Raw genomic sequence first — 15,689 nt, forward strand, 5'->3', positions numbered from 1 at the left:
GTGATGGCCGGTTTATCCGGAGTGTGCCGGTTTGAGTGCTATCACGTCAATAGTAAATGATTAATTCTTAATGTAACTTCATGTATTATTGTATTTTGGAAATATTTCATTTATTAATTGGGAGCGAAGATGTCGAGAATGCGTCTGAGGGGGATCAACGTAATATCGTTAGCACTGCTAAATTTAGTTTTGTTGGCTGGTTGTGGCGGAGGAGGTGATTCATCTGCTGCTCCGCCTCAAGCGCCTTCGTCAGTTGCAGCAATAACTTTATCGTCGGGTCAAAGTTACAAAATGAAGGCTGGAGTCGATGTATTAGTGCCACCTGGGACAGTGATTTTAGGTGACACCGTAGACATATCGGTGACAGGGACATCGAACACCTTCTATACCACGGAGGGCACAACCATATCCGTGCCGACAGCTAATACGGGTTTAGCGAATAATCGCATCAGCACTTCCCCGGCACCGGCCGGCGCTATTACTACAACCGTACCACTCCCAACGATTACTCTTATTGCCGGAGATCCTAATTCACATTATTTAGTAGACCCTCAAAAAGATGGATCAGGAACTGCGGCTGTTATTTCGTCACCTGGACATATAAAAATTGACCCCAATGGCAACCTCATATTTTCTGACAACGGTGTCCTTAGAAAAGTCACGCAAGCCGGCGTTGTAACGACGTTATACAAAGATCCAACTTGGGCAGTAGATGGAATTGCAGTCGACGGCACAGGAAATATTTTTGAATCCTTCCTTACGGCAAAATCGGTACCTGATCCACAAGGAAATCCCTTGGTGCAAATCACGACCTATGGTGGAACAATTCGGATGACAAATACGTCCGGCACAAGCTACGATTTTGCAAGCAACTGGATAAGCGGTTCAAGCTATGCCTTCACGGCCAGTGGTGACCTTGTTGTCGATAGTCACGGAAATATATTTTTAGCCAATACATGGAATAACAAGATCGTCAAATTTACTCCAAATGGTGTGATGTCAGTATTTGCCGGGAGCGGTACAAAGGGTGTGGCTGATGGCCAGGGTATTATGGCGTCGCTCACCACTCCTACGAACCTGGCCATTGACGCTAACGACAACCTTTTCTTCTGCGACACAATCAATAAAACAGTAAGGAAGGTTTCGCCAGATGGTACTGTGACTACCATCGCGGTAGCTGCGCAAGCCGATGGGCAAAGAGTGGGAGTGGTTCCTTCTAATATTTATCCTACTGGACCGATAGCGGTTAATTCAGCTGGAAATATTTACTTCCAGGATGATTACGGCAATTTTTCTCGTATTGATAGCCGAGGCTTCATCATTACTTACAAAATCAAAACATTTACCGACAATTTTATTCAAATCAGTTCAATGACTACCGACACTAAAGGAAATCTTTTTGTTACTGGTAGCGGTTACGCATCTCAAATTTGGAAACTTTCGTTTTAACTTTAATCATCTCTTGGAATCCACGTCCTATGGACGTGGTCATCGCCTAATCACGACACATTACCGCAAAACCTGGTTCACAGACATATTAACGGCGACTGGGGCGGATGCGGAGTGGAAAACGGCGAATGCAGAAGTTGAGCGAATCGCTGACGAAATTCGAACGGGAACCCAAGCGACTATAACTTCAGCATCGTGCCATAGCGATCCCAAAAAAAATGGGGTCAGAAGCACAGGTAAGAGCACGGTTTTCCCCGATTTCGGGATATCTATTTTTAACGTGCCAGTATTTTTCTCGATACCTAATAGTTGATCCGATATGGCATCTGCCTGCTCTCTGGAAATCAACTTTTACTCCTGTCTGTCGCGAGTGATTATGAGTTTAGCAAACATTGTAATGCGTAAAAGCAATTAATTGTTCGGCCAGATATCTTCTGTGTGGTGGCAATTCCTGTATCTTCACCGCGAGATTGATCAGCTCCGGCGGTAGCTTCGTCGCTGGCGCTGACCCGTAAGTGTTCGTTTGCGCGCTGAATTGACCCACTTCGTTTGACCCTCTCTCCATTGCCTGGCGAACGCAGCGACCCTGTCGTAAGACCCCTTGAATCCCAAATCGATGAGCTCTTCGTGGAGCTGCTTGAGGCTACGCCGCTGCTTGCGGGATTTTGCTGCCTCGGTCTTGAGCCAGCCTGAAAGCTGGAAGGCGTATGGGTCGATGGCACTGGCAGATTGGCGCTCCGCATAGGCAGGCTCGGTGATTTCCGAGCGCAGATAGCGCCTGACGGTGTTGCGGGAGATGCCTAGTCTCTTGGCTATCTCCCTCAGCGGGACCTGGTCCCGAAGGTGCCAGCGTCTGATTATTCCTAGTAATGCCACGTCAATCACTCCGATCCCCTACTCATTCTGATAAGTAGGATTGTGTGCTAAACGTGGGTCAATTTTCGATGCAAATTATGTGGCCAAGTGGGTCAATTTTCGGTGCAAATTATGTGGCCAAGTGGGTCAATTTTCGGTGCAAATCAACAAAACGTTATCTGTCGTAAGAATATCGATTCATCCCAATCTGCGCTTGATAGTGATTTTGGCGATTCAGATTAAGAAATCAGAGCAGCCATCACACAAACACATCAGCAGCTTTTGCTTACACAGGTGGGGTAGAAAATGTGATGGCTGCTAACTCGTTGATTAGCGTGGAGCTTTAAATCCATGTCATAACAACGCGGCGGAGAACCGCATGAACAGTGGGGTTTTGACACGCGGCAGGGCTTGGGAAGCTTTCGTTCTACCATTGAACTACACCCGCGATACCCGCATTTTACGCGGGATTTGACGGGGTTTGCAAACTTGAAAGATGTTTGAGGGGATGGGGAATGTGATAGCCGATCTATCCGAAGTGTGATCGCATGGAGTCCTACGCCTCAAGTATTTTTTTAATCAACTTAAAAAATGGATCAAAACCGGCGAAGGCAGCCGGTGGCAGCGTAGGGACTATCCGTTCCGAAAAAATATCCTTACCAGCGTCAATTGTGCGGTGCTCAACGAAGCCATACTGGCTAGCCTGGAACCGACTGCGCGCCAGGATGGGCGGTAAATTCCATGCCGTCTTCGACGCCGTGGCGCTGGCCATGGCGCAGACACCACGCTCAAGCGCGCTGGTCGAGAATCCGAACTCGCGGCTTCGGAACTACTTCACGTTGCGCCAACAGTTCGGTGGCTCGTACCTGGACCTACTACAATTTTTCCTGAACCATCGGCGCTTCCTGCGCAGCCGGCTTCAGGAGCGAGTCGGTAAAAGTCCGACCCAACTGATGACCGGCCAAGACCATCCTCACCGCCTCACGCTCCTCGGCCTAGGGCCGCTTCAGCCGCAGCGAGCCTGAGTTGCGGGTGGCCGCAAGCGTCCCGTAGCATCTCTGGGCGTCGCTGGCTTGAGCCGATTCCGGCCGCATGCATTGCACATCTGCATATTGCCGCAGCCGGCCTCCGGCGTCGGTACGCCGCCTACTACTCTCCTTGGTTGTTACCTCGCTGTTACGGTAACGACACTTAACTAGCTTCCCCGCGACGTATAACTTTGACCTGTCGGAACTTTATATCGGCCTGGCTTGAGAGCTTCAGCTATCGGGACTGCCGCCGGATGTGGAGTGTGAAGCCGACTTCCCCCGTTTTGCCGTCCAGGCTAAAAGCAAACCGTCACATTTCTAGGAGTATTAAATGAGCAGCATTACTTTACGCAATAACACCAATTCCGTCGCTCAATACGTTGTCAGGAAGGGGCAACAGATCATTGCCCGCATTCCGGGCATCGAGCCGAACGCCCAGATGACGATTCCGACAAATGAAACCTTTGAAGTTGTTGCCACTGCTGTTATCGATGGCAATACCTACACTTCGGCGCCGCAAGACGTTCAGGGCAGCATGGGTTTTCTCGCCCAGGTGCTGCAGGTTCCGGCACAAGGCACCTACGAATTTGACGTGCAGGAAGTGGCAAGCAAAACGCCCAATGCACTGGAATTCCAAAAGACTTGCCTGAGCGCCGTCACGTTCACCATCACCAAAGATGGCAAGGCGTTGCAAAACGTTGTGGTAAAGGATGGATTCATGGTCCAGACCCTTGATATCAGCGACACCTTCTACGTCTATGCCGTGGTCAACGGCGTGACGACTGCCGTGACGACGTTCACCAACGCGTCGGCAGTCGTCACAGCAGTGACCGACACTTCCGATCTCGAAAGCGGTTACGTCACGCTGCAAGTCAACTAAGTGGTCATGAGAAAGCCTGGCGCGCCCGCGCAGGCCGGGCTTTCTTGAAAAATCGAGTCAATATGATGATGATACCAAGGCCGACGGGCCCGCTACGTATACTCAACCAGACCGCCTTGCACGCCAGGCTGAGGTTTCGCTGCGACGGCTTCCCTATCTGGGACACATGGATCGAAGCAGGGAGCAACCTGGCCGTGCCTAATCCCAATGCCGGCGACATCATGGTGAGTACGGCACTGGTTGATCCGGTGACAAACGTCGCTTATACCGTGCCGTCGAGAATATCGAGGAAATCCGTGCGCCTGGTTGCGAAGATGTTTTTCGCTGCAGGCGCGGGAAGTTTCAGCGTCGATCAGGAACCGTTTGATCAAGCCGGACAAGTCGGATTGTTAAACCTGACTTCGACCGATCTTCGTTTCCTGTTTCGATTCCCGGATTCACCCTTCAGCCTGAGTACCGTCGTAGCACCGCAAGCTGAGCAAATACTTGGTTTCACTACCCTGGATGTGTCCGCTACGGTCGACGGCATTACGTCGGCCGCCACTCCGATCAAGTCGTGGTCGAGTGACGTGGTGATCGGGATCGACTATCAGAACGGTCAGAAATTTCCGCAGATGAAGATATCGGCGCACGAGTCAAACGGCCTCTAGGCATTTTCGTCAGGTTACCCAAAGGATATATACAATGAGCGACTCTACTTATATGACGTTCGACAATCCGATCCCGGCAGGCTTCGGTTTATTGACTTACACCATCACGGATGGATTTCAGACACAAGTCGGGCTCACGGTGCCAGCCAGCGGATCGGTGCAGCATCCGACCGATCCGGCCGGCGCGCCCTGGAATATCATCGCGACATTGAATGGCACGGGTGTCACCGGCCCCAGTCTGACCGGCCCGGCGGTGCAATTCACTGACCCGAGCGCAGTGATCACCTCGGCGCTGAGTCCAGTCTTGGTTCAGCCTCCGGTTGATCCAACGCCGGCACCAGCGCCAACGCCGGCACCGGCACCAGCACCAGCACCAGCACCAGCACCAGCACCAGCACCAGCACCAGCACCAGCACCGGCATCGGGTTCAGGTTTAACAGGATTCGCGCCGTCATCAAACACCTCATTGCTTGATTCCGCCAACTGGCAAGCAGTTGCGACTCCGCCAGTGACGCCGGTAGCAGCGGCGGCGCCGCCAAAATGCCTGAAGCTCACATTCGAAATGCAATTCCAGGAGCAAAGCCAATGGTGCTGGGCGGCGCTGACTGCGAGCGTATGGATTTACTATGCGCCGACCAAGGTGGTGACACAATGCTCATTGGCTAATCTGTTTTTTAAACAGGTAAATTGCTGCACTGTCGACGGCGCGTCATCTGCTGCCTGTAACCAGCCTTACTTCGTGGACACCGCGCTCGCTTATGCGCAATGCCTGAATGCGCCTGTGCTTAGCGAGAGACTGATTTTCAGCGACGTGGTCGGCCAGATTGTTGCAGCCAGGCCGGTGGGGATCCGGATTACCTGGCAAGGAGGCGGTAATGTCGGGCATGCGCTTTGCATCGTCGGCTACGACTGCACTGATCCTGATCCCGACCATGCGACGATCGATCTGAAGGATCCGACCTACGGCGAGTCGGTGGTGACGTACAAGGGTTTCCCTGCCAATTATCACAGCGGCTCGCTCTGGACCCACACCTATCGTACCCAAGCTTGCAAGCCAACATAAGGAATTCATCATGTCGAATCTTCATTCCACACCGGAACCGCACAACGCTGACGTCATGCTGGCCAAAGCGCTGACACGGCTTTACCGCCCCGCTGAAACACTTTCAAGCTTGCGGCAATTCAAGCCTGACGAGACTAGATACGCCGCCCACCATGCGGTCTATGACCTGGCCGCTGATGCCGTGGCCGCCGGCGGCCGGCTCGATCAGGTGCAGCGCACGGGGTCCCGCTACCTTCTCATGGTCAAAGGCAAACCGAGCGCGACCATCGAAATAGAGACAGATCCGCACGGTACCACTGCCGGCGAGTTCAAGTTGATCAACCACGGTCCCTTCGTCCAGGGAACCGAAAAAGCCATTATTCTGGCGGAATCCGAAGCCGACGACGAACACTACGATTTCTCTCTGCTAAGGCTGGCGCCGCTGAAGCTCTTGATACTTTGGCTCAAGTCAGTCGACGCATCGCAGGCAGCGCGGTTCTACGTTATCGAACCCGCACCAACTGCCTTCCGTACGGATATTCCGTACACCGAAGACGCTTTGTTCGCGCTCATGCGGCCCTTGGCGCAAGCGCTGTTCATCCGGCATCCGGGAGCCGGGCAAGGCCCCTCCGGCCTGGTCGGTTAAACAGCGGCATTTCCATGCGGCGGTTCGCATGGAAATGCGCTCGTATCCCGGCAACCGCGCCTTATACGCACCCGATCCCGAGGTGGAGAAATCATGCAATCGTCAGCCAGCACAACAGTATCAAGCCCCGCAGCCAAAGTTCGCTACGATGATGATTGGTCGAAGACGGCACGCGGCGGTTTCAAGGTATACATCGCCTGGAATCGCCTGAATGGCGGCGCAGCGGTAAGTGGTATGGTTTGCGACACGCGCGGCGGTGAATCGCAATTCTTCTCGCTCGATCTCGATGTCTCTCAACAGCCAGGCATTACGTTGGCGCTGGTGCATGTCGATGACGCAGGACGAACCACCTTTATCGATGTAACCCTGACATTGGTTCGCGATGACGATCTGATTTCCTTGAAATGTAATCTGCCGATTGCTGTCAATGAATTTTTTTATGATGCAATCGGTGAATGGTCGACGGCGCCGGGGCCAGGACCATCGCCCCATCCCGGTCCTGACGATGGCGGGGAGATCGTCATCGAAGCGCCCGGCGATGCGACTGACCTGATTCCCTTCATCTGGCTGCGTCCGCTAAGCGACGCGGAAACCGCCGATGCTGCGTTGCGCTTTGTCAGGTGCAAGATCCCGGCGTTGCTGACGCTCTATGCAAGCCTCGATGCTGCACAAAAAGTCAGCACCGCAACGACTTATCTCAATGGCAGCGATTTCGTCAAAGACATCGCCGGGCTAGGGGTGACCATCGCGCTGTTTCCCGCCGCGCGCCTGAAATTCATGGCCGCGCCGGGAGCAGTGCCGGTCGCGGACCTGGTCAGCGCTGCCGAAGCGGCATTGTCGATACCATCGCTGGCGGATTTTCTCCAGGATGCGGCATGGCCGGCTGCCTTGCAGCGGGTCTGGCAGAGCATTTTTGCGCTGGCATTGGCCGGGCAAGCCGTCGACGCGGCGCTGAGCAATCAGCTGCTCGACATCTTGCGCGTGGGGCAATACCTGACCTTGCTGACGCTGACGGACGACGCGCTCACGCACGACCTTTGCCGGCAGATCGCACTATCCGCCATCGTAGCCATTCCAGACAATGTCGCCATCCTGCCGCCGGTCCCGGCAATATCGGGCGCCGACACGGCGACGCCGCCGAACACCTGGGAAGTGCTCGGGGTCGGTAAGCTGAAGATGGCGCGCCAGCATTTGGCAGGCTACGCGCCAGGCGAACTGGCGGACGTGGTCAATGTCATGCCGCGCGAACGTCAGGAAATGCTGGAACGCACCGTCAGCACCACCACCGAACGCAGCAGCCACGTCGACGAACAGGCTCAGCAAAGCGATACTTCGCGCGAGACGTCGGCCTCCAGCGAACTGGCCGACACCATCCACGAAGTGATGGCGGCAGACGGCATGGCAGTCGACATGAGCGGCGTTACGCCCCAGTACAGCAACCTGAATCTGTTACTCAACGGCAGCGGTTCCAGCAGCCAGGGCCGCAGTGCCTGGTCTGCCGCTGACACCTCACGCATGTTCCAGCGCTTGACGGAGCAAGCCGCGAGGCGGCTGGGAGACCGGGTTAGCAGCCAGCGAGGTAAGGAATGGCAGGAACTGCGCGAGCGGCGCCAATCCCAATTGATCGACAATACCGGTAACGAACGCCTGGTGGGAGTTTATCGCTGGGTTGACCGGGTGGTGCGGGTCCACGTCGAGGAGTTGGGCTCACGGCTGGTACTGGCGTTCGTCCTTGAGCAACCGGCGCAAAACTGGGTGGCTGCGGTGGCGGCGCAAGGTGCGGTGCCGTTGAAAAAACCTGCTGCATTGCCCGCCAGTTACGCCGCCATACAGCCGGGCAACTACCAGGACATCGGCGCCGATTATGGCTTGCTGGAGCTTGAGGCGCCGCCGCCAAGCCAGGTGGTCTTGAGCGCGACGATCAGCCGTGTGACGCTAGGCGACCTGTCGCTGCTGTGCGTGCCCGATGGCTACTCGGTGGCGAGCGCTGCGGTGACAGTGGCGTTGAGCGACAACACCTTTAACCTCGCTTGCTCGATCTGCGGCCATGATTTGCCAGTTTCCAGCGCCCCGCCGACTGCTGCTCCGACTGCGGCGCCGGCCCTTGCGTCGGCTTCGACGCCGGCACCGTCCGGTACCTTGCCGCCGCAACTCGCGTCGTCGCCGCTGTCCGTGGCTGTGCCTGCATGCTCTACCACCGGCACAGGGCCGGCGTTAGTCAATCCGCCGAACCAGCCTACCTCCGTGATCAGCACGGTCACGCTCACCGGGCTGCCGATTACCACGGGTCGTATTCCCGTCACGGTCATGTCGGCTGCGCCGTTATTTTGCGTGACGGTGACGCTGACCTGTACGCTAATCGTGCCCGCGGCCGGAACGGCTAATTCTTTGCTGATCGCGTGGCAAATGCGCATCTATAACCGTCTGCAAAGCGCATGGAAAAGCGCATGGAAAACCTATGATGCCGCCTTGCATGCGCGGATCGACCAAGCCAGTGCAGGGCACACTGGAAAAGTCCAGCGCGACACGCTCAAACAAGCCTGCATGAGCTTGCTTTTGCAGGTATCCGGCGCACCTGGAGTCAGTGAGCGTTTGCTGGAGCCCCAGTTCGATTGGGCGCACATGACCTGGCAATACCAGTCGCCGACGTCGGCTAGCGGCAATAACTGGCCGCAGAGCCATACTTCGGAAGCTACACGTCCTTCGTCCGATCGCCTGTTCCAGCATTTCCTCGCGGCGCAGGCGGCGCGAGTGTTGTTACCAGTGAATTCGGGTTGGGAAAGCTGGCTGTTGTTTTATCTCCAGTTTAAGCGTCCGTGGATCGGCGGCCCGGCGAGAACGCTCTTGACGGAAAGTACGTTGCCGATCATGGAGGAACTGCTGCGCCAGGATGTCGAGGCCGGCGATCACTGTCTGGATTCGTCCGCTCAAATTCCGCTGGAAAAATCGCGCATTCCTACAGAAAATTGGACGGTACGGGTACCGACGTCGATGATCTATCTACAGCAGGGTGCAGAGTTGCCGCAGATGTATCGGCATCGACATATCGACCCAGAACCAGAGGTATAAACACCGTGCTACGACACCAATTCTTTCCCGTCGGCGTCGTATTGCCGTATGCCGGAGCGCTGGCCAATTCGGAGAACAAGACGACCGGACCTGCCCCGGTCAATGTCGCGCAAATCAGGGCGAATCTTGCTTCTGCCGGCTGGTTGTTCTGCGATGGCGCGACCTTGAGCATTGCCGCCTATAGTCTGTTGCATGGGGTTATCGGGACCGCCTTCGGCGGCGACGCCAGCAATTTCTGCCTGCCGGATTTGCGGGGGCGATTCATTCGCGGTGTCAGCGGTACTTTCGATAATGGCGAAGTACGGGATCCTGATATTTCGTCCCGCACAGCATCTGCAGCTGGAGGTAATGCGGGGAATCTGGTCGGATCGCTGCAAACCGATGCCTTCCAGGGCCATGAGCACGACTATAACGGCATCAGCGCCGCAGCCCCTCCTACGCTTGGTCCGGGCGATGCTCCTACTGACGGGGTGATTACACAAGTGACGAGTAGCGAAGTCACGCAGTCGCCCGACGGCGATCCACGCGTTTCCTCAGAAACCCGGCCGCTGAACCTGAGTCTCAACTACATTATTCGTTACTGCTGATACGCCGCACACCCAGGTGCGCGGAGAACATCGATCTTTTAAGCCTGTGACGTTCTGCCGCAGCGGAAGGCTAGAAAACAAAAAACCCAGCCATGCCGGCTGGGCCAGGATCATCTCAAAACCATCAAAGCACTTCTGTACCTTAAAGGCCTTGCGGCTCGTTCTGTATCTGAGGGTCAAATGCAATATTCCGTCCATCCCCGTCAACGACATGCAACATGACACTCAAGGATTCTACGCGCGTATACACATCGCTTAACGTGAGCATTCTGCCGTCAGTGCTGACGGTTGGAAGGCTTAACTGATGTGTATCGGACGGATGTTTATTGATTTCGGGGGTGAAAGCGATACCCAGCGGTGTCGGCGGAACCAGCTGGAAATTAATAATGGTAGGGGACAAGATCGAAATTGGGTCAGGCTTGCAAGTGATGGTGTATTCGCCTGCGACCGGTCCCGGCAGTGCCGTGACTTGAACATTGACAAAAGCCGGAGGGGCAATGGAAGCATCATTTCGATTCATTGAGATCATTCCTTAAGTTGCGGGTTGAAATGTAGTGCATGTAAGTACGTTCGCGGTAATGCATTTTTTCAAGCAGATTTCTTTCAACTATCACTTTGACATCCTCGCCCAGGCAAAGGTGGGAGCGAATCCACGGCACTAATAAATGAAAATCGGTGCTGCCGGCAACTGGCGCTTCAAGCAAGACCTGCACTTTACGGCAGCTATCGCGGGCAGCCTGGGTGTCATGCTGTACTGATTTGATGTCGGCCTGAAGCAGCAAGGCATCTGTCAAAGCGTCACGAATGACTTGATCGGCAGGTGCGTATTCATGCAGCTTCTCGAGTTTCCCAACGACATCTATTATGTCTTGGTCTGCGGTACTTGGATTGGCATATTTAAACTTTATATACGCCTGTCGTTGTTGTATCTTCGCCAAGACCAGCTGCAAATTGATTTTTTTCGGTTCCAGCTTGCTTAATACGGAAACGTCATCATTCAGCGCAGCAAGCTTGGCAAGCGCCGGAATTTCTCCCAGGTTGTTTGCTTCGATATCAAATATTTCGAGCCGGGCGATGGATAAATTCCTTTGCCATGTACGATTGCTCGGATCCTGCTTAACTATCGATTTCAGTAACGCCTCGGCCCGCGCGAAATAGCCATATGCCGCGGCATCGTCGCCGCTTATCCGTTTCAGCTCGGCCTGGTGCGACAAGGCGGATGACAAGTGATTGGTCCATAGCGCATTGTCGGGAATCGTCTCGTGGAGAGCCCAGATAAGGTCGAATTCCCGTTCATATAATTTGGCAGCATCCGCAAATTTTCCCTGCCGTTTCTGGGTGTCTGCCAGCCACGACAGACTGTCCGCCAGATCGACCGCCAGGCGCTGATCATTGGGGGTTTGGGCGAAAGCGCGCGATTTCATTTTCACCGACTGGGCGAACTCGTCTGCGCCGCGCTGGATATCGCCGCGCTGCAATGCCAGGCTGCCCAAGCTATTATGCGCATAGGATTGCTCGATCCAGCCATCGACATCCGCGGGAGCCGCAGCCACCAGGCGATTACTCAACTCACGGTATTCGACGAAGTATTTTTCAGCATTGGGCCAATCCTTCTGGTCAAAGTTAATTTGTCCAAGCCAAAATGCGTTTTCTCCGGCGCTTTTCAATATTGTTTTATCGGTAGGGGCTTCCTTCAGCTGACGTAGCAATATATCGCGTGCAATGTGCAACGCGCGACTGGCCTCGCCGGTATCGCCGCGTGCAATCTTGACTTCAGAGATCACTTGCAATGCTTTGGCGCGTTGCGTCAGAGCGATAGTGTTCGCCTCCGCATTCTGTGCGCCGGACAGATAGGAGAGCGCGCGGGCGCTGACGCTGTCTAGCAAGTCGAGACGGCCCAGAGGGCGCAGCTTATCGATGAATTCACCCAACATAAATGTCATCAAGCCCTCGGCTTCGTTGCGATGTTCCTCAGCCTGCTTTTCGGCTGAGCGTGCGACGAGGCCGAGCCCGCTTGCCAAGACCGCTAGTCCGATCAGGACGAAGAACGCCGTCAGGCGCATGTATTCGCCTCGTTTGACCCGTTGCAGGGATGCGCGGATGAATGCCTGCTCTTGTTCGCTGAAAGTAAATTCGGCCATCTGCAGCAGACTCTTGGCCTGATTTGCCTGTGTGCCGCGGGGCAGCAGCATGTCGCGGCTATAGTCGCTGGCGCGCCAGCGCAAGGCTTGCGCACGAATGCGGGAGCGCATTTGCAAAGTCCGGCGATGGGTCTCTATCCAGGCAACCACGCGCGGCCAGCGCCGTAGCAAAGCCTCGTGCGCAATACCGAAAGCGGCAACGCCGCCATGCAGATCGCTGACAAACAGGCGCGCATCTATTAATGTTTTAACCAGATCATTCTCGGCCGGGCCATCTAGAGTGGACCACGGCAACCGGAGCGATGTGACTGCCAGCTCATCTTCGGAAACGATCACCAGTTGCGACAGCAAGCGCGGCAAAGCCGCGGCCTGCGCAGACGTCAAAGAAGAGAATACCTGTTCGGCTCGTTCGCCAATGGCACCCTCGATGCCACCCAGGTTTTTAAATACGGCATAACTGAGCTCGCCGGATGCGTTGCGCTGGCGATACAGTTCCTGCAAACAGTATTGCAGCAGCGGCAAGGTGTCCGGGCTGCCTTTGGCCGCGTCGCACAATGCGTCGTCGAGGCGCTCTCCAGTGATCTCGTCGATCGAGAACCGTAGTTGAGCGGCGCGCGCCGACTGCAGGATGATTTGGGCAATTTCATTGCCTTTGGGAGGACTCAGGTCGAAATGACCGCCGCGTCTCTTCAGCTCCACCAGTGTCGGATAGGTTGCCAAATGCGGATAAAAATCATTGCGGCACGCCAAAACTAGCAATACGCAACCGGATCGCGCCAGTTGTTCAAGCGCAGTCACAAAACGATGACGCATTGCTTCATCAACGTGAGGCAGGCGAAAAATTGCTTCGAAGCGGTCGATAAACAATACCAGGCGGATCACCGGCAGCTGCCGCTGTAATCCGGAAACTACCGCATCCATGTCCTCCGCCATTCGCTGCCCCAGCGATTCAGCGCTGTCCTGCTTAAAAAGCAGGCAGCCATCGACTTCGCTGTCGAGCAGGACGCTACCGAGCGCCTGGAACAAGTCCGTGTTACCCAGATCGGCGCAGTCGAGATACAGGTTGCAGGTAATTGCCAGCATGGCATCTGGTGTAACAGAGGCCGTCATCAGTTGTGGTATGAAGCCGGCTCGGATCAGAGAAGTCTTGCCTGATCCGGACGGACCCAATATCAGCACCATGGCGCAGGCGGCATGCACCTGGGCCAGCGCAGTTTGCATTAATTGCTTTAATGCAAATTTTCGTCCAAAGAAAATGGCAGCGTGTTTTTCTTCAAACGCCTCCAATCCGCGAAACGGCGAACCATGCGTCCAGCTTCCGGTAGTTACCTCGTCGTCATAGACCAGCTCAGCCAAGATGCGATAGCCGCGCTTCCTGATTGTTTCGATATAGCGCGGCTGGCCACTCGGGTCATCCAGCGCGCGGCGTAATTGCGTAATGATTTTGTGTACGGCATTGTCGCCTTGGAAGGTTCCTGCCCAGCATTCCGTAAGCAACTGCTCGGTAGAAACAACAGCACCTGATTGTTGTATCAAGAACAATAATACATTCATGGCGCGAGGCTCAAGCTGCCTTCGCAGGGCACCAAATGATAGGGAATTTGTGTTCGGATCGACTTGCCAGTCGCCAAGTCGAAAATTTTTATATTCTGTTTTCCGGGCGCCTACCATGATTTTTCTTTTAAAACAATGACTTAGAAATCAGAAGATTTTCTGAAGGTGATTTTGGAGGCGGGCAGCGCAGTATCCTCAGTGCAATTACTTTCTAAATACTAACATTCATTACCAGGAAAAAAATGATCATCGCTCCAACCCAGTTCATGGTCTCCGCTGCCAATCAATTCACCATGGATAAACATGCCACATCGCCCTTGACGGCTGGCGAAGTGCAGGCGGAGTTACAGCGCATCTTGTCGAGCACGCTATTTTCCAAGGCACCCCGATCTTGTGCACTGCTGCGCTTTGTCGTCATGCAAATGCTGGAGGGCGGAGCCGGCAGCACGAATGAATATGCGATAGGGATTGAGGTATTCGGACGCAAGGCGGTGAACTACTGCACCGGCGACGATCCCATCGTACGGGTCCAGGCAGGTCGTTTGCGCAGCAAACTGGCTGCCTATTATGCGATCGAGGGCAAGAACAACTCTTTGCGTATCAATATTCCGTTAGGCGGCTATATGCCGAGTATAGAGCTGGCCGACGTCATGACGCCGACAGCATGCCTGGCCTTCCAGCCGCTGACCTGCCTCAGCCAGGAATGGCTGGCGCAGTCATTTACGCTGGGGCTCAACGAGGAACTGAGCTACCGGCTGCATCGGGAATTTGGCGAGCAACTGCAGGGCACAGCAATGTACTCGCGTTGCCAGGAGCCATTTCAACGGCGAGAGACTAGTTATCTACTTGAAGGCAGTGTGCGGCAAGACGATCAACGTATCCGTACCTCCCTCCGGCTGACTGACCGGATAAAGAGCGCCATCGCCTGGAGCGAACAGCTCGATCATGGATTCGATTTGCCGATACTGCGCCAGGAGCGGCTCGCTGAAGCCTGCTGCGATATCTTGCGCAAGTACCTTGGCATGAATTGACAATTTTATCTTCTCCCTTTTCTGCAGCATGGCGCTGCAGGATTTTTTCATTGTTTTCACTACCTGCGCAAAGGAATACGCATGCTAACCACCAACGGCCTGGATGCCAGCTTTGAACTTACAAAACACGCAATTTCCCTGAAGGCCCAGGGCATCGATTTCGTGATGCGTTACTACAGCTACAACGCGTCAAAGAACTTGTCCTTGGCAGAAGCCCGCGCTTTGTCCGACGCTGGCCTGAAAATCGGCGTCGTATGGGAAACGGCCGGTACCTATAGCGGATTTTTCAATCGACTTCAAGGCCTCGCCGATGGTAGCGCTGCATATCAGATGGCATCCAATAGTATCGGCCAGCCGGTAGGCTCGACCATTTACTTCGCTGTTGACTATGATCCCAGCGCTACCGACATCGCCACTTCAATCAGCGATTATTTCTTCGGCATAGGCGATGCATTTGACGCCGCCTCAAAGGGCGCGGCCGGATACCGGATTGGCGTCTATGGCTCAGGATTGTGCTGTAAGACGTTGTTGACAAACAACCTGGCGGAAATGAGCTGGCTATCGCAGTCAATCGGCTTTGCCGGGTCGAAGGATTATGCAAGCAGTCAAAGCTATAACCTGATCCAGTATTTGCCTACGAAAATCACGGTCGATGACGACAATGCGTTGAGCGTCGATCCCGACGCCACCAACAGCGCCCGTCCAGCGGGGCTGTTCACCATTTTGTAGGCGCAACAGCAGGGCTGAATCTGGGGGG

The 15,689-nt window shown here is 54.7% G+C and carries 13 protein-coding genes and 1 pseudogene; 10 read left to right on the forward strand and 4 right to left on the reverse strand.

What is annotated here, in order from left to right; genetic code table 11:
• Positions 1 to 129: 129 nt before the first annotated feature.
• Complete coding sequence (locus tag BLV81_RS23515; protein WP_143036289.1) at positions 130 to 1,449, forward strand: NHL repeat-containing protein; 1,320 nt, start codon at positions 130 to 132, stop codon at positions 1,447 to 1,449.
• A 561-nt stretch (positions 1,450 to 2,010) separates the two neighbouring features.
• Here BLV81_RS23515 and BLV81_RS06075 read toward each other — a convergent pair.
• Positions 2,011 to 2,334: pseudogene (locus tag BLV81_RS06075) on the reverse strand (helix-turn-helix domain-containing protein); the annotation flags it as partial.
• A 518-nt stretch (positions 2,335 to 2,852) separates the two neighbouring features.
• On the opposite strand from BLV81_RS06075, the gene BLV81_RS23520 reads away from it, so the two are divergent.
• The 3 genes from BLV81_RS23520 (at position 2,853) to BLV81_RS06090 (ending at position 4,862) form a co-directional block, all read left to right on the forward strand.
• A complete protein-coding gene (locus tag BLV81_RS23520) occupies positions 2,853 to 3,329 on the forward strand; it encodes an adenine nucleotide alpha hydrolase family protein (protein ID WP_143036290.1) in 477 nt (158 codons plus the stop codon).
• Positions 3,330 to 3,663: 334 nt separating this feature from the next.
• A complete protein-coding gene (locus BLV81_RS06085) occupies positions 3,664 to 4,212 on the forward strand; it encodes a hypothetical protein (RefSeq protein WP_092353467.1) in 549 nt (182 codons plus the stop codon).
• A gap of 62 nt (positions 4,213 to 4,274) precedes the next feature.
• Positions 4,275 to 4,862, forward strand: a complete 588-nt coding sequence (locus BLV81_RS06090; protein WP_092353469.1) for a hypothetical protein — start codon at positions 4,275 to 4,277, stop codon at positions 4,860 to 4,862.
• A 281-nt stretch (positions 4,863 to 5,143) separates the two neighbouring features.
• On the opposite strand, the gene BLV81_RS23885 is transcribed toward BLV81_RS06090, so the two are convergent.
• Complete coding sequence (locus BLV81_RS23885) at positions 5,144 to 5,317, reverse strand: hypothetical protein (protein ID WP_176992765.1); 174 nt, start codon at positions 5,315 to 5,317, stop codon at positions 5,144 to 5,146.
• An 11-nt stretch (positions 5,318 to 5,328) separates the two neighbouring features.
• On the opposite strand from BLV81_RS23885, the gene BLV81_RS23890 reads away from it, so the two are divergent.
• From BLV81_RS23890 to BLV81_RS06105, 4 genes are all read left to right on the forward strand, one after another.
• Positions 5,329 to 5,925 (forward strand): papain-like cysteine protease family protein, encoded by a 597-nt coding sequence (locus BLV81_RS23890; protein WP_092353471.1) that lies wholly within the window; start codon positions 5,329 to 5,331, stop codon positions 5,923 to 5,925.
• Positions 5,926 to 5,935: 10 nt separating this feature from the next.
• Positions 5,936 to 6,550: a hypothetical protein gene (locus BLV81_RS06100; protein ID WP_092353473.1), complete on the forward strand. Its 615-nt coding sequence runs from the start codon at positions 5,936 to 5,938 to the stop codon at positions 6,548 to 6,550.
• Between the two features lie 93 nt (positions 6,551 to 6,643).
• Positions 6,644 to 9,619, forward strand: a complete 2,976-nt coding sequence (locus tag BLV81_RS23895; RefSeq protein WP_176992766.1) for a hypothetical protein — start codon at positions 6,644 to 6,646, stop codon at positions 9,617 to 9,619.
• A gap of 5 nt (positions 9,620 to 9,624) precedes the next feature.
• Positions 9,625 to 10,206, forward strand: coding sequence for a phage tail protein (locus BLV81_RS06105; RefSeq protein WP_176992767.1), 582 nt, complete (start codon positions 9,625 to 9,627; stop codon positions 10,204 to 10,206).
• Positions 10,207 to 10,348: 142 nt separating this feature from the next.
• Here the strand turns inward: BLV81_RS06105 and BLV81_RS06110 are convergent, their stop codons facing one another.
• Positions 10,349 to 10,726 (reverse strand): hypothetical protein, encoded by a 378-nt coding sequence (locus BLV81_RS06110; RefSeq protein ID WP_092353477.1) that lies wholly within the window; start codon positions 10,724 to 10,726, stop codon positions 10,349 to 10,351.
• Positions 10,713 to 14,018 (reverse strand): nSTAND1 domain-containing NTPase, encoded by a 3,306-nt coding sequence (locus BLV81_RS06115; protein ID WP_092353479.1) that lies wholly within the window; start codon positions 14,016 to 14,018, stop codon positions 10,713 to 10,715. The genes BLV81_RS06110 and BLV81_RS06115 overlap by 14 nt, the downstream gene beginning before the upstream one ends.
• A 125-nt stretch (positions 14,019 to 14,143) precedes the next feature.
• On the opposite strand from BLV81_RS06115, the gene BLV81_RS06120 reads away from it, so the two are divergent.
• Together BLV81_RS06120 and BLV81_RS06125 are read left to right on the forward strand one after the other, a co-directional pair.
• Positions 14,144 to 14,932, forward strand: a complete 789-nt coding sequence (locus BLV81_RS06120; protein ID WP_092353481.1) for a hypothetical protein — start codon at positions 14,144 to 14,146, stop codon at positions 14,930 to 14,932.
• A gap of 81 nt (positions 14,933 to 15,013) precedes the next feature.
• Positions 15,014 to 15,661: a DUF1906 domain-containing protein gene (locus BLV81_RS06125; protein ID WP_092353483.1), complete on the forward strand. Its 648-nt coding sequence runs from the start codon at positions 15,014 to 15,016 to the stop codon at positions 15,659 to 15,661.
• The last annotated feature ends 28 nt before the right edge of the window (positions 15,662 to 15,689 follow it).

It is taken from the genome of Collimonas sp. OK242 (assembly GCF_900107095.1).
In the GTDB taxonomy this organism is placed as follows: Bacteria; Pseudomonadota; Gammaproteobacteria; order Burkholderiales; family Burkholderiaceae_D; genus Collimonas.